This window comes from Ruegeria sp. HKCCD7303, from assembly GCF_013111185.1.
In the GTDB taxonomy this organism is placed as follows: domain Bacteria; phylum Pseudomonadota; class Alphaproteobacteria; order Rhodobacterales; family Rhodobacteraceae; genus Ruegeria.
Map to the genome: position 1 here is coordinate 251,475 of NZ_WVRE01000003.1, position 20,281 is coordinate 271,755.

A 20,281-nucleotide genomic window follows, 5' to 3' on the forward strand; every position below is an offset into this window, starting at 1 on the left:
AAGATGTCGAGCCATAATTGGACCGAAGTTGTTGTCGGTGGCGTCGTGTTGGCCGGTGCGCTGGCATTTGGTGTTTACGCCAGCCAATCGACGGGCCTGTCGAAGGGCGCGGCCGGATATGAACTTGGCGCGTCTTTCAGATCGTTGGAAGGGGTCGGTGTCGGGACGGATGTTCGTCTTGCAGGTGTCAAGATTGGAACCGTGACCGGCGTGACGCTGAACGCGGATACTTATCGCGCAGACACGACCTTCACCATTGCCGATGGCGTCCTGGTGCCGGATGACAGCGCCATTGTGATCTCGTCCGAGGGGCTGCTGGGCGGAAATTTCGTCGAGGTAATGCCCGGCGGGTCACCATTCTATTTCGAACCCGGAGACGAGATTGAGGATACGCAAGGCGCGGTCAGTCTGATCTCTCTGCTGGTCAAGTTTGTGGCCGGAGATGGCAGCGAATGATCCGCGCTGCTTTAATTGCCCTTCTTATGGTCGGGACCAGTGCTGTTGCTCAGCAAAAGGTCCAGTCCGGTCCGGGGGCCATGTTGCGCGGATTGGACAAAGTCAGCGGTCAGACCGTCGATGTTGAAATGCAAAGCGGTGAGACCGAAGCCGTTTTTGGCTTGGACGTTGCCCTGGGGGATTGTCGTTATCCGGTTGATAACCCGACGGGTGACGCGTTTGCCTATTTGACGATTTGGGAAACGGGGAAAGCTGATCAGTTGTTTGACGGCTGGATGATTGCAACATCCCCAGCCCTGAACGCGCTGGACCATGCGCGTTATGATGTCTGGGTGATCCGCTGTATTACACCTGCTGCGGACTGATCGATTGATGCTGTGAAATCGGCGCTGAGATTCAGAGCCTCTTCCAGTTCCTTTTTGTAAGCGCTGCGTGGAATTTCGATGGCACCCAATGAGGCCAGGTGTGCGGTTAGAAACTGCGTATCGAACAGGTGGAATCCGGTTTGTCGCAGGCGGTCCACAAGATAGGCAAGGGCGATTTTCGACGCATCCGTGCGGCGTGAGAACATGCTTTCCCCAAAGAATGCAGCCCCCAAGGTTACACCATAGACACCGCCCACAAGTGCGGCTCCGTCCCAGACTTCAAGAGAATGGGCATAGCCTGTTTGGTGCAATTGGCGGTACAGATCGTGCAGCTCTGCGTTGATCCAGGTGTCGGCCCTGTCGGCACAGCCATCCACGACGCCTGAAAAGTCCTGATTGATCGTGATATCGAACCCGCAATTGCGGATGCGGCGTGAAAGACTACGCGAGACATGGAACCCGTCCAACGGAAAGACGCCGCGAAACTTTGGATCGACCCAGAACAACTCGGGATCATCGCGATGTTCGGCCATCGGGAAAATGCCGATGGAGTACCCGTGCAGCAAAAGTTCAGCGGATAGGCTCATTTTGGGTAAGAGGGAACCGGAAGGCGTGCGCCCTCCGGTTCTTGGAGGTTACTATTCCATATTCTCCGCAAGCCAGCGCTCCAGCCAGTGGATGTTGTAATCGCCGCTGTGCAGGTCGGGTTCCTGCAGCAAGGCATGGAACAGAGGGACTGTGGTATCGATGCCGTCCACGATCAACTCTCCCAATGCGCGTTCCAGACGGGCCAGAGCTTCGGCCCGGTCGCGGCCCTGAACGATCAGCTTGGCGATCAGCGAGTCATAGTAGGGTGGGATCGAGTAGCCGTCATAGAGAGCTGAATCCATCCGCACGCCCAGACCGCCCGGCGCGTGATAGGCCGTAATCTTGCCGGGGCAGGGCGAGAAGTTGGGCAGCTTTTCCGCGTTGATCCGAACCTCAATGGCGTGGCCGTTGATTTCCAGATCCTCTTGCCCAAATGACATCGGTTCGCCTGCGGCCACACGGATTTGCTCGCGCACCAGATCGACGCCAAAGATGCCTTCGGTCACAGGATGTTCCACCTGAAGGCGGGTGTTCATTTCGATGAAATAGAACTCGCCGTTTTCATAGAGGAACTCGATTGTGCCCGCGCCGATATAGTTGATCTTGGCCACGGCATCTGCACAGATCTTGCCGATCCTGGCGCGCTCTTCGGGGGTGATGCAGGGGCCGGGGGCCTCTTCAAACACTTTCTGGTGGCGGCGCTGCAACGAGCAGTCGCGTTCGCCCAGATGCACGGCTTTGCCCTTGCCGTCGCCGAAGACCTGAATTTCGATATGGCGGGGAGTGGTCAGGTATTTCTCGATATAGACCTCGTCGTTGCCAAAGGCGGCCTTGCCCTCAGCGCGCGCGGTCATAAAGGCGCTTTCCATCTCATCAGCGTTCATCGCGACCTTCATGCCACGACCGCCGCCACCAGCGGTAGCCTTGATGATGACGGGATAGCCGAATTCCTCACCGATACGCTTGGCATCTTCCAGCGTGGGAACGCCACCGTCCGAGCCGGGCACGCAGGGCACACCCAGCGCCTTCATCGTGTCCTTGGCGGTGATCTTGTCGCCCATCACGCGGATATGTTCCGCGGTGGGGCCGATAAAGGTGATGCCGTGATCTTCGACGATCTGCACGAACTCGGCATTCTCTGACAGGAAGCCATAGCCCGGGTGGATCGCTTGCGCACCTGTAATCTCACAAGCCGAGATGATCGCCGGTACGGACAGATAGCTTTGCGGTGAAGGCGGGGGGCCAATGCAGACCGATTCGTCTGCCATGCGCACATGCATCGCGTCGCTGTCAGCGGTGGAATGGACGGCGACCGTCTTAATCCCCATCTCGCGGGCGGCGCGGATGACGCGCAGGGCGATCTCGCCTCGGTTGGCAATCAGGATCTTGTCGAACATGGGCCCGCCTTACTCGATGATGACCAGAGGGGTGCCGAATTCCACTGCGTCGCCATCGCCAACCAGAATGCGTTTTATCGAGCCCGATTTGGGGGCGTGGATGTGGTTCATGGTTTTCATCGCTTCGACGATCAGCAGTGTGTCGCCTTCAGAAACAGAAGCACCGACGCTAATGAATGCAGGCGCGCCGGGTTCGGGCTGCATATAGACCGTTCCAACCATAGGCGAGGTGACAGCGCCAGGGTGATTGGCCGGGTCTTCTTGCGCTGCGGGGGTTTCGGTTGCGACAGGGGCAGCCGCAGGGGCGACGGCTGGTGCGGGGGCCGCGGCGGGTACTGCGACCTGAACCGGAGCGGCTGCGGCCTGTGTCATGCGGCTGACGCGCACGTTGAGGCTGTCTTCCTCGCCATATTCGCGTTTGACCTGCAGTTCCGTCAGGTCGTTTTCGCGCAGCAATTCAGCCAGAGCCTTGATGAATGCCACATCCGCTTCGTGTTTGGTATCTGTCATGAGTGTCCTCGACGGTTCCCCTTTGGCCCGTCTGTTTTTGCGGGCTCTAATCAAATTACGCAGCGTTATAGGCCAAGCAGCCGTGCATGAAAAGCGCCGACTCGCACCATCGCGAGCTGGTTTGCCGCTTAAATTAAGGGGCCGAATGGGTCACAATGGCATTCCCGACAGCTTTGCGACCAACTCAGAAAGTTTTCGAGCGCCGAACTTTTCAAGCAAGCGGGCACGATAGGCTTCGATTGTCCGATAACTCAGCCCCAGTTCCCCACCGATTTCCTTAGCCGACAAGCCGCGACACGACAGGATGGCCACCTCGCGTTCACGTACCGTCAACTCAACCAGAGGCCGTTCTTCCGAGATGTCGGAAAAGCTCCAGATACCGTGTCGGAACGGGTCATCAGGGGTGAGTGAGCGGCCCCGAGCGCGGCACCAGAACAGATCGCCATTGCGCCGCCGCATGACGCGTTCATCGGTGTAGTATCCGGTGTCGCGCATCACCTGCAGGCTGCGCTCTCCGATCCGCTCCCAATCGGCGACCGAGGGATAGAGGTGCAGCAAAGGCATATTGCGATAGTCAGCTTCCTCACCACCAAACGTGCGCGAGAACTGCAGATTGCAGCGCCGGATAATCCGGTTTTCCAGCTCTACAAGGCCGATGGGTGCGTATTCAAAGGCGGGGTCGCTCATGTGGGTATCGTGCCGGGAAACAGCACGGAAGAGAAGGGGTGAAGCAACTTCTTACATGATGATGACAAGTTGCGCTGTCGTGGAGTGTGTCTGGATTGTGTAAACTATGTAAATCGAAATAGAAAATTTTGACCTAACTAAATGAGAAATATAGTATGTTTCGAAAAAAATTTGGGGTGCTTAGCTTGTCGCGGGTCAGGAGGCAACTAACATGCGTGACGCTTTGACTGGAAGCCGCATTCGCGAGCGGCGGCAGATTGCCGGGCTTAAGCAAGCGGAACTGGCCCGTTTGGCGGGGATTTCGGCCTCTTACCTGAACCTTATCGAGCACAATCGCCGTCGGATCGGGGGTAAGTTGCTGGTGGATATTGCTGCGGCCCTGTCGGTTGAACCATCGGTGTTGACGCGAGGGATAGAAGCCACGCTGGTGTCGGCCTTGCGCGAAGCGGCAGATGATGCGGTTGGCCAGAATGCAGAGTTGGACAGCTTGGAGGAGTTCGCCGGGCGCTTTACCGGCTGGGCAGGTGTTCTGGCGCAGATGCATCGCCGTGTCGTCTCGCTCGAACGAAATGTTGAGATCCTATCGGACCGGCTGACTCATGACCCCCATCTGGCGGCCTCGATGCACGAGGTTTTGTCGACCGCGGCAGCGATTCGATCTACGGCCGCGATTCTTGCGGATACTGAAGACATCGAGGCTGAATGGCGCGAACGGTTCCATAAAAACCTGCACCAGGATGCCGAGCGGTTGGCGGACAGCTCCAAGGCGTTGGTGACATTTCTGGATGAAAGCGACGCAGCCGTCGACCCGCGTGGCGTTCCGTTGGAGGAGGTCGAAGCGTTTTTCCAGGCCCGCGATTATAGTTTCACGGAACTGGAAGAGGGGGGCGCTACGGATGCCGTCGATCTGAGCAGCCTAAATACCACAGCAGCCCAAACCTTGGCACGCGAGATGTTGGAGATTTACAGGGCTGACGCCCGGGCAATGCCACTGGATGCTGTCGCCGCTCGTGTTCGGGGCGCCCAACCAGACCCTGTTGATTTGGCCCATCATTTTTCTGTCGACATGGCGACCGTGCTGCGGCGTTTGGCTTTTTTGCCAGAAAGTGTTGTTTCTGAACCGGCGGGGTTGGTGTTGTGCGATGCATCCGGCAGCATCTTGTTTCTAAAACCAACACCAGGATTTGCCATGCCCAGACATGGCGAGGCTTGTCCGCTTTGGCCTGTTTTCACGGCGCTGAACCGACCTTTGGTTCCGGTGCGTAAGCAAGTCGAGCAAACCGGGCGGGCTTCGGCTGAGTTCGAGTGCTTTGCCTATGCGTGGCCCCATGCGGTGCCGGGCTATGATCAGGATCCGGCTTATCGATCCGTCATGTTGGTACGGCCGGTTCAAGAGCAAGCCGGTGATGCACCGGTTACGCAAGTTGGGCCGAACTGCCGGGTCTGCCCCCGCAACGAATGCACCGCTCGCCGCGAACCGTCGATTTTGAGCGAAGGTTTTTGACACTTTCCTGACAGAACGCTTAATCTGATCCTAATCGGTTGCGGGACGGACGACCGGTTTTGGGGAGGAACAGAAAATATGAGCCGCAAGGTTCTGTTGATCGAGGACGAGCCGAACATTGCCGAAGCAATCCGGTTTCTGTTGTCCCGCGAGGGGTGGCAGGTCGAGATTCATGGCGATGGCTCCGATGCGCTTGAGGTTATCCAGGGGGCTCAGCCCGACTTGGTTATTCTGGATGTTATGTTGCCGGGTAAAAACGGCATGGATATTCTGCGCGATCTCAGAGAGATGGAAGAACTGGCAAGCCTTCCGGTCTTGATGCTGACGGCGCGCGGGCAGTCGCGCGACCGGGAAATGGCGGAAAATGCAGGCGTTAGCCGCTTTATGACCAAACCGTTTTCCAACGCCGAAGTGTTGACGGCTGTGCGTGATCTTCACGCGCAGGCGACGCAAATGTAATGTCAGACGAGAGCGACAAAGGTCAGCCATCCAGCGCCAGACCCTCGCTTTTCCTGGAACGTCAAAGCTATCGCCGTCGCAGACTGACGGATGCGGCCCGGCTTTTGCCGTTTCTTGGGGCGCTCTTGTTCGCACTGCCGCTTCTTTGGCCCGACCGGTCCAGCGGAGATGCGGCCGTACCGCTTTCTTCGGCAATTTTCTACATCTTCGTCTGCTGGGGCGCGCTGATCTTGATCAGCGTGATTTTCGGCTTTGCCGCGCGCCGTATGCGCACGCCCGAGGACCCTGAAACAGGGGCCGATTGATGACCACCGTAAACGTTCTGATTCTGGTTTGTCTGGGCTATGTGGTCTTTCTGTTTGCCGTCGCCTTCGCTGCGGACCGCATGGCTGCGGCTGGGCGTGGGAAATGGTTGCGCTCGCCGCTGATCTACACCTTGTCGCTGTCGATCTATTGCACCGCCTGGACCTTCTATGGCGCCGTGGGCAACGCCGCGCGGTCAGGGTTGGAGTTTGTTACGATCTATCTTGGCCCGACACTGGTCATGGTCAGCTGGTGGTGGGGGCTGCGCAAACTGGTGCGTGTGGGGCGCAGTCAAAGAGTGACCTCAATCGCGGACCTGCTGTCGTCTCGATATGGTAAATCAAACACGCTGGCGGTCTGCGTAACCATTCTGGCGGTATTGGGCGGAACGCCATATATCGCGCTACAGCTGCAATCGATTACCCTGTCTTTCTCGATCTTTGCCGAAGCTGACCCATCGGGCCTGTATCGCGAAGGGTCCAGTGTATTTTGGGTTGCGGCTGGCTTGGCCGTTTTTGCCATCCTCTTCGGAACACGTAATCTGGACGTGAACGAACGCCACCACGGGGTGGTTACGGCCATCGCGGTGGAGGCTATCGTTAAGCTGTTTGCGCTGATTGCGGTCGGCGTTTTTGTCGTGTGGGGCATCGCTGGCGGTATCGGCCCGATGATGGAGCGGATCGACGCGTCGGAAATCGGGCAGTGGCATGTTGATGCCGGGCGGTGGACGACCTTTATTTTCCTGTCGGCGGCGGCCTTTATCTGTTTGCCGCGCATGTTCCAGGTGATGGTGGTCGAAAATGATGATGAAAGCCACCTTAGAACCGCGGCCTGGGCTTTCCCCCTCTACTTGCTGTTAATGAGCTTGTTTGTAGTACCGATTGCCGTAGTGGGTCTGGACCTGCTGCCCGAAGGGGCCAACCCCGACCTGTTCGTCCTGACCGTACCCTTGTCGCAAGGCAATGACTGGCTGGCGATGCTGTCTTTCATCGGCGGGTTTTCTTCTGCGACATCGATGGTGATCGTAACAGCCATGGCTTTGTCCACGATGGTGTCGAACCATGTTGTCATGCCCATCTGGCTGAACACACAAGAAGGTACTGGCTCGGTCTCTGGCGATGTGCGCAATATCGTTTTGATGGCCCGTCGTGTGTCCATCGCGGTTGTTATGGCGTTGGGCTTTTTCTACTACCGCTTGTCTGGTGGCGGCGCAGCGCTGGCTTCAATCGGATTGATCGCTTTTGCGGGGATTTCTCAAATTTTGCCCGCTTTGGTCGGCGGTCTGTTTTGGCGCGGAGCCACGCGAACCGGGGCTCTGGTTGGGCTGACGGTCGGCTTTGTTTTGTGGATTTACACCTTGTTGTTGCCCGGCATGAGCGGCGCGTCGATGCCGGAGTCGGTGCTGCAGAACGGGTTGTTCGGCATAAGCTGGCTGCGCCCACAGGCCTTGTTCGGGATCGAGGGGATCGATCCAATGGTCCATTCCGTGATGTGGTCACTGTTGCTGAACACAATCGCGTTCTGTGTGGCTTCTTTGCTGAGTTTTCCCAGCCCGTTGGAACGGTTGCAGGGCGCGCAATTTGTCAATGTTTTCGATCATTCGGTCGCGCCGCGTGGCTGGTCCGGATCGGTCGCGCAAAGCGAAGATTTGATGATCATGACCCAGCGGATTCTGGGCACCGGGCCCGCGCAGGAGTTTTTCCAGGCCGAGGCCGAGAAACAAGGAGGTCGATCGCATCTGCCCGAGCCCACGCCAGCATTCCTGGGCCGCCTTGAACGCGAATTGAGCGGATCAGTTGGAACGGCCACGGCTCACGCGATGATTGGGCAGATCGTCGGCGGCTCGTCGGTTTCGGTCGAAGACCTTTTGGCTGTTGCGGATGAGTCAGCGCAATTGCTGGAGTATTCCAGTCAGCTTGAGGTGAAGTCCTCTGAACTCAGCCGGACGGCACGGCAACTGCGCGAAGCAAATGCCAAACTCACGCAGGTTTCGGCGCAAAAGGACAACTTTTTGAGTCAGGTCAGTCATGAGTTGCGGACGCCGATGACCTCGATCCGCGCGTTTTCTGAAATCATGCGCGATACCGAAGGGCTGAGCAGGGATGAGCAGACCCGATACGCGACGATCATCCATGACGAAGCGCTGCGTTTGACCCGCTTGCTGGATGATCTGTTGGATCTGAGCGTGCTGGAAAACGGGCAAGTCAATCTCAACTTAGGTGATGATAGTCTGCGCTCGGTCCTGGATCGGGCCGTGTCCAGCGCATTGGCTGGTGCTGGCCGCAAGATAAGCGTGCGTCGCGCCCGTGCGGCCGAACGGATTGTCTTGCACACGGATCTGGACAGGTTGGGGCAGGTGTTCATTAACCTTATCTCAAACGCACAGAAATACTGTGACGCGGACGAGCCCGTTCTGACCATTTCCGCATATGATGTTGGCGGGCGCGTCATCATAGATTTCATCGACAATGGCAGTGGCATTCCGCCCGGCGCGCGCTCGATGGTGTTCGAGAAATTTGCCCGCGTCGGCGGCGACAAGGCCGGAGGGGCAGGTCTGGGCTTGGCAATTTGCCGCGAAATCATGCAGCGGTTGGGGGGCGAGATCAGCTATTTACCGGGGCAGGGCGGGGCGGCGTTCCGAGTCAGCCTGCCATTGGCGCACCGACAGGCCGCTCAGTGAAGCGGTCATAAAGAACTTCGTAACGTCCGACGGTGTAAACCTGTTGCCAATTGCTGAAACAATTGGTGATCAGGCGTTATGTCAGAACCCGTCAATGCCGCATTGGTGCGCAAACTGTCCGCTGGGCAAAAGGATTTGGACGACCGGCCGCGCTCGGTTCTGCGGGCGCTGCGCTTGGGGTTCGCGCGGGCCGCGGGGGATCGCCTGAACTTGCCGCTTGCAGTGATCGGGGCCAGACAAACCAGTCAGTCTGCTGAACATCTGGTTGAAGCGATTGGTCAAGACTGGTTGCTACTGGAGTTTGATGGGCCACAGGGACGTGCAGCCACGTGCTTGGACTCGCACTTGGTGTCCGCCATCGTTCAAACGCAAACCATCGGTGAGGTGATGTCGGACGCGCCAACACCACGGGCCTTTACAGATACCGACGCCGCCATGGTTGCGCCATTGGTCGAAGCGGCTTTGGCTCGATCTGCGGGTCTAATCGACCCGACGACAGAACAAGTTTGCCTTGAGGGAAACGAGTATTCGTCACGCGCGGCAGATTTGCAGAGCTTGTCTCTGACCATGACCGAGGATGAGTATCGCATCTTCGACCTGACCGTCGATTTGGCCAACGGGGTACGGCAAGGGCAGATTTCGGTCATTTTACCCGAAGCACCGGTTGCGCCAGAAGTTGTGGAGGAAACCCCAAGCCCTGCAGGCCCCCGCATTGAACAGTCTTCGGGTATGGTAAGGGCGGATTTGAATGCGGCCTTGTGTCGGATGACGTTGCCATTGTCCGCGTTGTCTGGGATGCAGGTTGGTGATGTCCTGCCGTTGCGCGGCGCGCGCTTGGATCGAGCTGAGGTTCTGACGATTGAACGAACGCGAGCAGGTGTTGGTCGCTTGGGACAGTGCGGTGGTCTAAGGGCCATTCGATTAAACGAGCATGCTGCTTTACCAGCGCTAAGCGGAGCAGAAGCCCAGGAGTTTATCGAAAGCCGGGGAGGGCTAAACCCTCAGGGCAGCCTGGACGCGCCAATTGACAGCGCCGTTGAAATCACGCCCCCGGTGCCCTTGGCCGAGACCGGTGGGACCCTTGCGGGGGATTTGGTCATTGGCGACTCTGAGCAGATGGTGGCGGAAATCTCGCAGCTGGCCGGTCTGAACGCATCAGAACCAGGGCTGGGTGAACAGTAATAACGCTTTAGGTCTAACCAGCCTTACTGCGAAGTTGCTCGAGAGCAGGGCGCAGACCGTCCAACTGGTATCCGGCGTTTGTGGTCGCGGTCAGGATGTCATCCGTGCTCATATGTTCGCATTGACCCAAAGCCCAAATCACTGAACATCGCGTGCCCGAAGCGCAATAGGCCAAGACCGGTCCGCTACAATTTTCCGCCATATCGCGCTGACGCTGCACATTCTCGGGCGTCATGGTCTGATGGGTCAACTCAAGCACTTCGTATTCCATGCCCGCAGCGCGCACTGCATCACCGATCGCGTCGGATCGCATTGTGGGTGGAACTTCGACGTTGGGTCGGTTGCAGATCACTTTGACAAAGCCGGCAGCAGCTATCGCTGGCACATCATCAACTGTGATCTGCGGTGAGACGGCATAGCGGGGGGTGATCGGTCGAATCTCCATGCCAATTCCTTAGGCTGCGTTTGCTGCTCTGTCCAGTTGCGCGCCAAAGGTCGGGGCCAGGAACATACCAACCACCATTGCGACCAGAAAAACCAGTCCTCCAAGCCCACCATAACTCAGCGAGGCCATGGCCGGTCCGGGGCAGAGCCCAACCAGCCCCCAACCCATGCCGAATAGGACTGAACCCACAACCAGTCTACGATCCACTTCGGGCTTCGCAGGAGGCGGAAATTCATTCCCGGTCAAAGGCTTGCGCCCGGTCGTCAGTCGCCATGCGACCAGCATTGGCAAAATGGCGCCCCCCATAACAAACGCCAAAGTCGGATCCCAGTTGCCGAATACGTCCAGCCATCCTTGAACTTTTGTCGTATCGGTCATGCCAGAAATCAACAATCCGGCACCAAATAGTGATCCAGCTGTTAGGGCAACAAGAAGGCGCATCAGATCAATCCCCAGATATGGCGTAGCAGAACAAGGGTCACGCCCCCGGCGAGAATGTAGAAGACGGTGGCCACAATGCCGCGGAGTGAGAACCGAGAGATGCCGCAGACCCCGTGACCAGATGTGCAGCCATTGGCGATACGTGTGCCGATGCCAACCAGCAAACCCGCTATGACAACAAGGCCCAAGTTGCTGGTGAGATGCGTTTGGGCCTCGGGCGCGATCAGCGGTCGCAGCAGAAGAGGCATGCCGATCAGGCCTGCAACAAAGGCCAACTTCTCGGCCTTCGTATCGCGGGCGCTGCCGTCAACAAGGCCGCCCAGAATGCCGCTTGCGCCCATAACCCGGCCATTCCCAAGCAGGTAAACTGCGCCGCCCAGCCCAATCAGTAAACCGCCGCACAGGCCCCAGACCCATTCTATTTCCATAAGTTATATCCTTTTTTAACTCGCGTCAGAGCTTGTTGACCGGCAGTTTCAGAAAGACATCACCTTGCTCATCCGCCGGAGGCATCTGCCCTGCGCGCATATTCACCTGTAAGGAGGGCAAGATCAGGCGCGGCATCGCCAAGGTCGCATCACGTGCGTCGCGCATTTCCACAAATTCTTCGATACTACGCCCCTGTCCGATGTGCACGTTCAGCGCCTTTTGCTCACCTACCGTTGTTTCCCAAGCGTATTCTTCGCGGCCCGGCGCTTTGTAATCGTGGCCCACATAGATGCGCGTTTCATCAGGCAGGGTCAGAATTTTCTGGATCGACTCATACAAGGTTGCCGAAGAGCCGCCGGGGAAGTCGCAGCGCGCTGTACCAAAATCAGGCATGAACAGCGTGTCGCCCACAAAGGCGGCGTCGCCAATGACATAGGTTAGGCAGGCAGGTGTGTGACCCGGAGTGTGCAGCACGTCGCCGCGCATCTGGCCAATGTGGAAACTGTCACCTTCCGAGAACAACGCATCGAACTGACTGCCATCGCGTTGGAATTCGGTTCCTTCATTGAAGACCTTGCCGAACGTGTCCTGAACAGTAACGATCTGGGCACCAATCCCGATCTTGCCGCCAAGTTCCTGTTGCAGATAGGGGGCCGCAGACAGGTGATCGGCGTGAACGTGGCTTTCTAAAACCCATTCGACCTTGAGATCGCGACTGCGCACATAGTCGATGATTTGATCTGCAGATGTGGTCGCTGTTCGACCCGAGGCATGATCGAAATCCAAAACACTGTCGATGATGGCGCAGGCGCGCCCTTGTGGTTCGTGAACGACGTAGGACACCGTAAAGGTCTGATCGTCGAAAAACGCTTTCACTGCGGGCGTCATGAGGTCCTCCGTTTCCGTTGTGTATATCATATATGTAATTTGGAATGTGACACAACTGCCAATCTGAATTTGATGCCCGTCAAGGCAGGTTCGGTTAAATTGGCTTAAACTTTAACCTATCTGCGCCGAATTGCCGAAATTACGAATACGTCAGGCAAATTCCCGCACAAGTTCAGGTTAATATCTGTGGGTCGTATTCCCGTTACCTATATTTGGAATACTGGCAACACTTGGGAGGATGGTTATGACAGCAACTAATCTGTATTCCGAAGCAGAACAGCTTGAGCAGAAACTGGAAGGCGCGTGTCTGGACACGCGGTTGGCGCTTCAACCGAGTGTAAGCAAGGTTGTAGATCGAATGCGCCAGCAGGGGATGCATGTGCCATCTCGATTGCGGCGTCTCGATGCGGCGTTGTGTGAAGACGCTATGGAAGCGCAGTTCGACAACCTGCCGATCTGACAAGGGGGGTCATCCGAAGGAAATCCCTAGGATAACCATCATCAGTCCAATCACAGACAAGAACAAAGAGGCCAGGTTCCAGGGCAGAACGCCCTGAACCACCGCGCGCAACTCGTCATCCGACAAACCGGCCTTGCGCGCTTTCATCACGCGAAGAATACACCAGACCAGACCAAAGAGCCCGGCAAGGGAAAGGGCTGCACCGCCCCAGGTGATGAATTCGAACATGGTTCCCCACATCTCATCGTGAACTGACACCGCGCTTAACGGATCGAATCAGATCGTACAAGTGCGACCGGGGATTGGGTGCTTGCGACCCGGGCGGCAGCACTGTATCCGGCATCTTGCATCAGATTTTCAGCCTTTGGGAGAGACGCATATGGAAGATATCACCGAAGATCAGGCCGCCGCCAACTATCGCGTAACAGCAGGCGAGCTGCGCCAGTTCATCGAACGGTTTGAACGTCTGGATGCCGAGAAAAAGGACCTGGCCGAGCAACAGAAGGAAGTCATGGCCGAAGCCAAGGCGCGGGGCTACGACACCAAGGTCATGCGTAAGGTGATCGCGTTGCGAAAGCGGGACAAGGATGACATCGCCGAGGAAGAGGCGGTTTTGGAAATGTATAAAGAAGCGCTGGGCATGTGAGCCTTCCAAAGGGGCGGGGCAGCGCCACGCCCTTATTAATCGGGAAGAGGGATGTCTTGTAACTGGATTTCCCGACACATTTACAGCCGCATTTGCATCAAAGTGCATTGTTCTCATCCGGTTGTGACTGTAAGGGGAATGCAGGGCCCGACAAGGCCGCGCCGTGCGGGCGTGATGGAATGGTAGACATATCAGACTTAAAATCTGAAGGGCGTATGCCCGTGTGGGTTCGAGTCCCACCGCCCGCACCAAAATTTTATCTAACACTCTGTAAAAAAATAAAAGAACCTTCCGCATCAATCCCCCAACTAGCCCCCGCAATCTGCGCCGGATATGCGGAAGGATCGGCAGAGGTCACAGCCTCGCGCCTGCACCGCCTTATGACGGCTTCGAGCCCACATCGGACGTCATTCAGGACCAATACAGTTCGTCGTTTTTAGACGCCGGTCACAGACTGCAGGTTGTCTTGGTGCACGCCCTCATAGGCATCGAAGTAGGTCAACGAGCCTTCTTCGAACCAGACTTTCGCAAATTCCCGAAGCGTAAGATTGCTCCATCCTGCCCCATCGCGGCACTGCAAGAGCTTTGCAACATATTGCCTCGTAGCCGTTATGAATGAGCAATCATATCCACCTCTTGCGATCCGATCGGGGTCACCATGGCAGGGCAGGATGGCCGAAATATCCCAGGTGGAAAGCCGGTCAAGTTCGGCCAGGTGAATATCAAGGCGATCTGGTTCGGCGACATAGGTCACGCTATCTTCCAGCGCATCACCCGCCAGCAAGATCCTGGACTTTGGAAGGTAGAGCGCGACACCGTCGTGACTGTGAATATCCAAAGGACGTAGTTCAATGTCGGTCGTCCCAACACTCAACGCCATTTCACCGTCAAACACAGTTGTGGGCATCACTACCGGCTTGATCGGCGGATCGCTCTTCGAATAACTTTCCTCTTTTTCAACCAGCGCCTTTGCCGTTTTGTTGCCCGCAATGATTTCGCAATCAGCAAACACCTCGGTTCCAGCGATATGATCCTTGTGATGATGGCTAAGCACAACCCGAATTGATGTCACCCCACGACGTTGCAGCTCGCTTCGTATCCAACGAGCGTGATCAAGCGAGATGTGCGTGTCATAGACCACAGCGTCAGTGCCATTGAGGATGGCATAGCTGGCGACCCCGAGTGTATATGCCGCGTCGTCCATCCAATTCCACGACGGAGAATGAAGTCGGGCCCCTGCAACCCGACCGTCATAAAACGCCAAAATATTGGGGGCTGGCTCCAATACTCGCAAAGTTGCAGTTGAGGTCATCAGCCCGGATTTCTGGCTGTGAAGAAATTCAGATTTGCCGGGATGCGGATGCCTCCGTTGACTTCGAAGCAGCGAAAATTGGCGATTACATAATCGGTTATCGCCTCGATATCTTCCTCGCTCCCGGAGTACTTCTTGAGTATCCTCGCTGCCGGGCCGATATTCGAAGCCAAAGCCGCAGCACGCTCCAAGGGCCCGGGATGAGTTAGGTTTACCCTGATCGTTTCGCCGTTCACGTCTTTGAAACCAGCCTCTTCTAGAATTCCAGCGACATGGCCAGCGTTCTGAAAGCCCAGCGGTCCAGGGGCGTTGGGGTCTGAGCTTTCTAAAGGTCCCAGCCTGTCAACCGCACCGTCTTTGGGCACGTCAAACCAAGGATTTCCCTTGGCCGGTGCCCATGCAGCAAGAGCCATTCGGCCCGATGGCTTGATCTGGCCCCGAATATTGACGAAGGCAGCAACGGGATCGGCAAAGAACATTGATCCGAAGCGAGAGATCACCAAATCAAACGGCGCGTCAGGAAACTGGTCGGTTTGCGCATCCGCTAACAGATACTGTGCTTCAACCGTTGCTTCTTTTGCACGCTGGCGGGCCTGTTCGATCAAGGGTGCAGAAATGTCGACTGCGCATATTGTTCCGCCTGGTGCGACAAGCGAAGAAAACGTCCTGCTCGTAGCTCCAGTACCGCAACCTATGTCCAAGACGCGCTCGCCTGGCGAAGGCTTCGACCGCTCAACCAGCGCTTTGTCGACCGCGCCAAATACCACATCAAGTTCGCTTTCGAAATCTATCCACTTAAGTCCGCTCTTCGAACTCCAGTAGTCAGCCTGTGCTTGGTTATCTTGCATATGAGCATTGTGAAGGCGTTTGGCGGAAAAAAGCAAATGTCGGGTTTTTCCGCTAAGTAGAGGTTTAAGCAAGTTGACCGCATTTAGCCCAATGCAGACGCGCGATTTTGGACAGAAGCAATTTTCTTGTACAATAGATTTCATCAGCAAATCGGAGAAAACCGTGCGCCTAAGGTTGTTGCCGGTATTGAGTTTTGTATTTGCGTCGATTTGGTGCGGCGCAGCTTCAGCTGGTTCGTCCGGAGAGCGAAAGTTCTATTATCCAAACGCAGAGCCGCTCGGTGAAGCGGAGATGCGAGTTATCTCGCTGGGAACCGGAACACCTAATTTTCGACACTCTCAAGCGTCAGCGTCGTGGTTGGTTGAACTTGGCAATGGCGACAAGTTCCTCTTCGATGTCGGAACTGGTTCGTTAGCAAATTTGGCCGCGTTGGAAATCCCATACACTTATCTGGACAAAGTGTTCATTAGCCACCTGCACGTAGATCATATTGGAGACCTCGATGCACTTTTTGTGGGTGGCTGGGTGTCAAACCGAACGGTTCCCCTGCAGGTATGGGGACCAAGTGGCTTAAAGCCAGAATACGGGACCGCTGCGGCCATGGATGGCCTCCTCAAAATGTTGGCCTGGGACTTGGCAGGGCGGCGCGGGAATATGCCCTCGGCAGGTGGACACCTCTCGGTGACTGAGTTCGACTATTCTAAGACACAGATAGTTTATGAAAGCGATGGTGTTGTCATTCGATCTTGGCCCGCGATTCACGGCATAGACGGTTCAGTGTCCTACAGCTTGGAGTGGAAAGGACTTAAATTCGTCTACTCAGGTGACACCAACCCAAACAAGTGGTTCGTGGAAAACGCTAAAGAAGCGGATCTTGTCATTCACGAATGCTACTTAACGATCCAACAATTCATTGATATCAAAAACTACGACCCTGAACGCGCCCGATTGGTGGCAACGGTGGTTCACACGCCACCAGACGCGTGCGGAAAACTATTCGCGATGATTGAGCCGCGGCATGCGATTGCCTACCATACATTTGCCGATTTCGATATTGCTCCGGACACAATTGCAGCAATCCGAAAGACGTATGACGGCCCGCTCACTTTGGCTCAGGACATGCTTGTTTGGAATGTTTCGGAAGATGCCGTAAGTGTTAGAGAGATCGTCGGATCAGACAGTCCATTGCCTGTTGACCCTCCAACTCCTGCGGGCCCACCTGACCCCAGCGAAAGAACAGAGTTGTCGGATTGGCTTAATGCGGGTCGCCTAAATCTTAACGGAGACTAGCCTGCAATGCGCTTCAGTGGGATTAGCGGCCGCTTAATCCGCAGAGCAGTCATTCATGCCCGGTGCAGTTAAGGTCTACTTGGAGCCCAAGAGCGTCAGATCCTGCACCAGTGGTGAATGGCGGTAATGCGCAGAAACCAGAATTTGCTAAGTCCGTGTGCGGCCCATAACAGAACTTGAACCGTGCTTCGAACAACGACGGCTTCGAAACATACCAACTCGCAAGGAGAAGTAGTCTCAATCCTCATTCTGCCACAAGTGCGACAATTGCTTCTCGAGGCTGGGAATGTTGGTTGTTTGCCTCAAGCGGTTTGTTGAGCTTGCCACGATACACCAACGCGAACACGGGTGGGGTGAAATAGAAGGATACGACGGTCGACAACAAAACGCCTCCGGCGATTGCAACGGCGAATGGCGGCCAAAATGCGCCTCCACCCATGATCAGGGGTAGGAACCCGCCGAAGGTAGTGACCGTTGTCGAGATGATGTGCCGACTTGATCCAGTCACTACTCGCGCCATGGCCGCACGGTCGCCTTGGTTTGCGTCAACGTCTTGTTGCAACCCGGTCAAAATGATTATCGCCGCGTTGATCGAAACCCCGATTGAGCCGATGACCCCGATGATTGCTGTTATACCGAACGGGAATTGCATAACCGCCAGCGACAGCATTGAAAGGCCTGCAGACAACACGCACACGACCAAGGTCACCAGTGTTAGTCGGAACGAGTTAAAGGTCAGAACGATGGTCGCGAAGGAGAGTGTGACAATCAAACCAACAGAGGCAAGCAGATTGCCTACGGTGTTGGATCGGGCATCACTGTCGCCGCCTAAGGACATCGAATAGCCTTGCGGCAACACAAACCCGGACGCATCAAGCGCTTCTAGTATCTCCTGCAAAGCCTCTTCGGGTAAAACACCAGGTACGATAAACGCCTGTATGGTGTTTTCGCGCACGCCATCCGTTCGAGTTATTACGCTTTCTGCCGGTTCAATCACGAGCTTGGCCAATTCCGACAGCGGTACCGCGGGGAAGGCTCCAGTCGCAGATATCGCAGCTGCATTTGGCAGTAGGATAGGCATACTGACAATCGCGCTTAGATCTGATCGCACCTCGTCACCTAAGCGAACGCGCACTGGTAACTGCTCGGTTCCTTCGATCAGCGATCCACCGGTAATGCCAACCAGCGCCGTGTCCAGCTGGCCAGCTATATCCGCCACGTCCAGCCCCAGCAGACGGGCTTTGACTTCATCAATCTCGAACCGGACTTGAGGGGTGCCGCCGTTCACACTGGCGCGTGCCTGAGTCACCAAATCGAGATTGGCCATGACTGAACGCACCTCGTCGCCCAGATTGCGCAATACCGTGATGTCTTGGCCCTGAATTTTGACTTCAACCGGTGCGGCGACCGGAGGGCCCTGAACAAGACTGCGAACGATGATCTGCGCGTCAGGAAAGCCAGTATCCAGACGACTCTGCAACGTTCCAACAAGGCGGGCGGCGTCGTCGGCCGTGTCGGTCGTGATCATAGCTTGTGCGAACCCAGGCTCGCGTGAGCGGTTTCCAACGATGTTGTAGTAGAATGCCGGGCCGGACTCTCCGACGGTCCAGTAGACACTTTTGACGCCGTCGTCAGCCAGCAGCATTTCATCGATCTGGCGGGCGGTTGCTTCGGTGGTGGCAATTGACGTTCCACCCGGCATATCGACTTCGATATAGAATTGGTTGCGGTCGACGCCCGGGAAGAATTGCGCGGTCAGCGTTGGAAAGGCCGCAAAGCCAAGCGCCGGCAAGATCAATGCCAACGCGATGGATCGCACAGGATTAGCAACAGACAATCGAATTGAGGCCTCGAACATACGGGCAAGTGGCGGGATGCTGATACCGCGGCTCAGCATTCCTGCGTCTGGGCGATCGGACAGTAGCCAGCCCGCAATCGCCGGAGTCACAGTCAAGGCCACAACCAGGGACCAGACAAGCATAAGAACCACGGCGATAGCGATGGCGCCGACAAAATCGCCTGCGGGTCCCGGCAGCAATATCATCGGCGTGAAGGCAAGCGCCGTTGTCACGGTCGATGCCAGCAGTGGCGCGGCCAACCTGCGAACAGCATCTCGTACGGCTGCAAGTCGCTCCATCCCATCCTGCAGACGACGTCGGATTTCATCGGTCATCACGATGGCTGCGTCAACGAGCAGACCGAGGGCAACAATCAAACCCGTCACAGACATCTGATGAATTGGCAATCCAATAATGTTCATCGTCGCCAGGGTCGCCAATGAGACAACCGGCAATACCAAAGCCACAATCGCGGCCGCCCGAACCCCCAACGTAACAAACAAAACTGCCACGACCAGAGCCACGCCAATGGCCATGTTGACCCCAACCTCTGACAAACGATCCGTCGTGTACTGGCTTTGATCAAACAGCAGTATTTCCTGCATGCCCAAAGGCACCGATGCCGCGCCAGCCTCAAGTTCATCCCGAAGAAAGCCTGTCCAACGGTCGATCTGTACGCCGTCCTGCGCCAGAACACCTACCAAAACCGAGGGCTTTCCGTTGGCAAATGCTATTGAGGACTGCGGTTTTCGCGCGCCCCGGTCTACGGTTGCAATATCTCCGAGCTGCACCACGGCACCGTCTGCGTTTTCTCGCAGGACGATGCTTCGAATGCGGTCCAAAGTCTCAATTTCTCCGCTGATGCCTATTGTCAGGTCGACATCGGACTGCAAACGCCCAGACTGGACCTTCCCATCTGCTTCGGCGATCCGTTGGGAAATCTCGGCTACGCCAAGCCCAAGCGCAGCGGCCTTGTCCATATCGACGCTTACGAGCACCTCTTCTTCTGACTGACCGAAATAGTCCACTGCGCGTGTATCAGGTATCGCACGCAATCTGTCACCCAATGCTTCGGCATGACGCGACAGCAAAGTTAACGGGAAGTCTGGATCCTCGGCCGCAACTGCAATGACCGCAGAATAGGCAGAAATGCCCTCGGCATCGAATTCCGGTGGCAAAACTCCTATGGGAAAATTCTGGCGCGCATCTTCGACGGCATCCCGAGCCTCGGCCCAAACCTGCTCAATGGTGGCTTCGTCTAGCGTTTCCAGCAATTCTACCGAAACGACCGACACACCCGAGCGGGAGACTGAATTGATCTCATCCACCTCGGCGATTTTCCGCATCTCTTCTTCGATTTCTGCTGTAACCAGCGCTTCAACCCGTTCTGGGTCTGCACCCGGGAACTGTGTCGTTACAGTTGCGAAGAGGTTGGTGATCGTAGGGTCTTCCTGTCGCCCAAGAGATAGGAACGAAGACAGGCCTGCAGATACAAGCACCAAAATGATGAGGGCAACCAGCCGGGGGTGGCGAAAGGTAAGGGTTTCCATCA

The 20,281-nt window shown here is 56.3% G+C and carries 22 protein-coding genes and 1 tRNA gene; 11 read left to right on the top strand and 12 right to left on the bottom strand.

The features are described from left to right. Window positions 1–3: 3 nt before the first annotated feature. Both mlaD and GS630_RS10880 read left to right on the top strand, forming a co-directional pair. Entirely contained in the window at window positions 4–456 is a 453-nt protein-coding gene (gene mlaD, locus GS630_RS10875; protein WP_171238192.1) for an outer membrane lipid asymmetry maintenance protein MlaD, read from the top strand. Next, window positions 453–821 (top strand): DUF2155 domain-containing protein, encoded by a 369-nt coding sequence (locus tag GS630_RS10880; RefSeq protein ID WP_171177720.1) that lies wholly within the window; start codon window positions 453–455, stop codon window positions 819–821. Before mlaD ends, GS630_RS10880 begins: the two co-directional genes overlap by 4 nt. On the opposite strand, the gene aat is transcribed toward GS630_RS10880, so the two are convergent. The 4 genes from aat to GS630_RS10900 all read right to left on the bottom strand — a co-directional run bounded on the left by aat (window position 776) and on the right by GS630_RS10900 (window position 4,003). Next, window positions 776–1,408 carry a leucyl/phenylalanyl-tRNA--protein transferase gene (gene aat, locus GS630_RS10885; RefSeq protein ID WP_171235236.1) on the bottom strand — a complete coding sequence of 211 codons (633 nt, stop codon included), beginning with the start codon at window positions 1,406–1,408 and terminating at the stop codon, window positions 776–778. The two genes, GS630_RS10880 and aat, sit on opposite strands and share 46 nt — an antisense overlap. Before the next feature lie 51 nt (window positions 1,409–1,459). Beyond that, the gene (accC, locus tag GS630_RS10890; protein ID WP_171238194.1) at window positions 1,460–2,806 is read right to left on the bottom strand and encodes an acetyl-CoA carboxylase biotin carboxylase subunit; all 1,347 of its coding nucleotides are present in this window, start codon (window positions 2,804–2,806) and stop codon (window positions 1,460–1,462) included. A 9-nt stretch (window positions 2,807–2,815) separates the two neighbouring features. Further along, the gene (accB, locus tag GS630_RS10895; RefSeq protein WP_171235234.1) at window positions 2,816–3,316 is read right to left on the bottom strand and encodes an acetyl-CoA carboxylase biotin carboxyl carrier protein; all 501 of its coding nucleotides are present in this window, start codon (window positions 3,314–3,316) and stop codon (window positions 2,816–2,818) included. A gap of 150 nt (window positions 3,317–3,466) precedes the next feature. Beyond that, a complete protein-coding gene (locus GS630_RS10900; protein WP_171177712.1) occupies window positions 3,467–4,003 on the bottom strand; it encodes a LuxR C-terminal-related transcriptional regulator in 537 nt (178 codons plus the stop codon). 211 nt (window positions 4,004–4,214) lie between these two features. Here GS630_RS10900 and GS630_RS10905 point away from each other — a divergent pair, with 211 nt between their 5' ends. The 5 genes from GS630_RS10905 (at window position 4,215) to GS630_RS10925 (ending at window position 10,131) form a co-directional block, all read left to right on the top strand. Then, entirely contained in the window at window positions 4,215–5,507 is a 1,293-nt protein-coding gene (locus tag GS630_RS10905; protein WP_171177710.1) for a helix-turn-helix domain-containing protein, read from the top strand. Between the two features lie 78 nt (window positions 5,508–5,585). Next, window positions 5,586–5,966: a response regulator transcription factor gene (locus GS630_RS10910; RefSeq protein WP_171177708.1), complete on the top strand. Its 381-nt coding sequence runs from the start codon at window positions 5,586–5,588 to the stop codon at window positions 5,964–5,966. Beyond that, window positions 5,966–6,271, top strand: coding sequence for a hypothetical protein (locus tag GS630_RS10915; RefSeq protein ID WP_171619685.1), 306 nt, complete (start codon window positions 5,966–5,968; stop codon window positions 6,269–6,271). Before GS630_RS10910 ends, GS630_RS10915 begins: the two co-directional genes overlap by 1 nt. Further along, window positions 6,271–8,949 carry a sensor histidine kinase gene (locus GS630_RS10920; RefSeq protein ID WP_171619687.1) on the top strand — a complete coding sequence of 893 codons (2,679 nt, stop codon included), beginning with the start codon at window positions 6,271–6,273 and terminating at the stop codon, window positions 8,947–8,949. The genes GS630_RS10915 and GS630_RS10920 overlap by 1 nt, the downstream gene beginning before the upstream one ends. A 78-nt stretch (window positions 8,950–9,027) precedes the next feature. Next, window positions 9,028–10,131: a FliM/FliN family flagellar motor C-terminal domain-containing protein gene (locus tag GS630_RS10925; RefSeq protein WP_171177702.1), complete on the top strand. Its 1,104-nt coding sequence runs from the start codon at window positions 9,028–9,030 to the stop codon at window positions 10,129–10,131. A 13-nt stretch (window positions 10,132–10,144) separates the two neighbouring features. Here GS630_RS10925 and GS630_RS10930 read toward each other — a convergent pair whose 3' ends face one another. From GS630_RS10930 to GS630_RS10945, 4 genes are read right to left on the bottom strand one after another with little or no spacing between them, the layout of a single operon-like run. Further along, a complete protein-coding gene (locus GS630_RS10930; RefSeq protein WP_171177700.1) occupies window positions 10,145–10,576 on the bottom strand; it encodes a TIGR01244 family sulfur transferase in 432 nt (143 codons plus the stop codon). Window positions 10,577–10,585: 9 nt separating this feature from the next. After that, on the bottom strand, window positions 10,586–11,017 hold the full coding sequence (locus GS630_RS10935) for a DUF6691 family protein (RefSeq protein WP_171177697.1): 432 nt from the start codon (window positions 11,015–11,017) through the stop codon (window positions 10,586–10,588). Next, window positions 11,017–11,445: a YeeE/YedE family protein gene (locus GS630_RS10940; protein WP_171177695.1), complete on the bottom strand. Its 429-nt coding sequence runs from the start codon at window positions 11,443–11,445 to the stop codon at window positions 11,017–11,019. Before GS630_RS10940 ends, GS630_RS10935 begins: the two co-directional genes overlap by 1 nt. A gap of 25 nt (window positions 11,446–11,470) precedes the next feature. After that, on the bottom strand, window positions 11,471–12,334 hold the full coding sequence (locus GS630_RS10945; RefSeq protein ID WP_171619689.1) for an MBL fold metallo-hydrolase: 864 nt from the start codon (window positions 12,332–12,334) through the stop codon (window positions 11,471–11,473). A 244-nt stretch (window positions 12,335–12,578) separates the two neighbouring features. Between GS630_RS10945 and GS630_RS10950 the strand changes: the two genes are divergently transcribed. After that, window positions 12,579–12,794 carry a hypothetical protein gene (locus GS630_RS10950; protein WP_171177691.1) on the top strand — a complete coding sequence of 72 codons (216 nt, stop codon included), beginning with the start codon at window positions 12,579–12,581 and terminating at the stop codon, window positions 12,792–12,794. Between the two features lie 9 nt (window positions 12,795–12,803). Here GS630_RS10950 and GS630_RS10955 read toward each other — a convergent pair whose 3' ends face one another. Then, window positions 12,804–13,022 (bottom strand): hypothetical protein, encoded by a 219-nt coding sequence (locus GS630_RS10955; protein WP_171177689.1) that lies wholly within the window; start codon window positions 13,020–13,022, stop codon window positions 12,804–12,806. Between the two features lie 151 nt (window positions 13,023–13,173). On the opposite strand from GS630_RS10955, the gene GS630_RS10960 reads away from it, so the two are divergent. Both GS630_RS10960 and GS630_RS10965 read left to right on the top strand, forming a co-directional pair. Next, window positions 13,174–13,440, top strand: coding sequence for a DUF2312 domain-containing protein (locus tag GS630_RS10960; RefSeq protein ID WP_171177687.1), 267 nt, complete (start codon window positions 13,174–13,176; stop codon window positions 13,438–13,440). A 165-nt stretch (window positions 13,441–13,605) separates the two neighbouring features. Continuing rightward, window positions 13,606–13,691: transfer RNA gene (locus GS630_RS10965), tRNA-Leu, on the top strand. Window positions 13,692–13,876: 185 nt separating this feature from the next. On the opposite strand, the gene GS630_RS10970 is transcribed toward GS630_RS10965, so the two are convergent. Together GS630_RS10970 and GS630_RS10975 are read right to left on the bottom strand one after the other, a co-directional pair. Further along, window positions 13,877–14,752, bottom strand: a complete 876-nt coding sequence (locus GS630_RS10970) for an MBL fold metallo-hydrolase (protein ID WP_171177674.1) — start codon at window positions 14,750–14,752, stop codon at window positions 13,877–13,879. Further along, window positions 14,752–15,744 carry a class I SAM-dependent methyltransferase gene (locus GS630_RS10975; protein ID WP_171177673.1) on the bottom strand — a complete coding sequence of 331 codons (993 nt, stop codon included), beginning with the start codon at window positions 15,742–15,744 and terminating at the stop codon, window positions 14,752–14,754. Before GS630_RS10975 ends, GS630_RS10970 begins: the two co-directional genes overlap by 1 nt. On the opposite strand from GS630_RS10975, the gene gntH reads away from it, so the two are divergent. Further along, the gene (gntH, locus tag GS630_RS10980; RefSeq protein ID WP_171619691.1) at window positions 15,692–16,891 is read left to right on the top strand and encodes a guanitoxin biosynthesis MBL fold metallo-hydrolase GntH; all 1,200 of its coding nucleotides are present in this window, start codon (window positions 15,692–15,694) and stop codon (window positions 16,889–16,891) included. The genes GS630_RS10975 and gntH overlap by 53 nt on opposite strands. A gap of 244 nt (window positions 16,892–17,135) precedes the next feature. Here gntH and GS630_RS10985 read toward each other — a convergent pair whose 3' ends face one another. Further along, window positions 17,136–20,279, bottom strand: a complete 3,144-nt coding sequence (locus tag GS630_RS10985; protein WP_171619693.1) for an efflux RND transporter permease subunit — start codon at window positions 20,277–20,279, stop codon at window positions 17,136–17,138. Window positions 20,280–20,281: the final 2 nt, after the last annotated feature.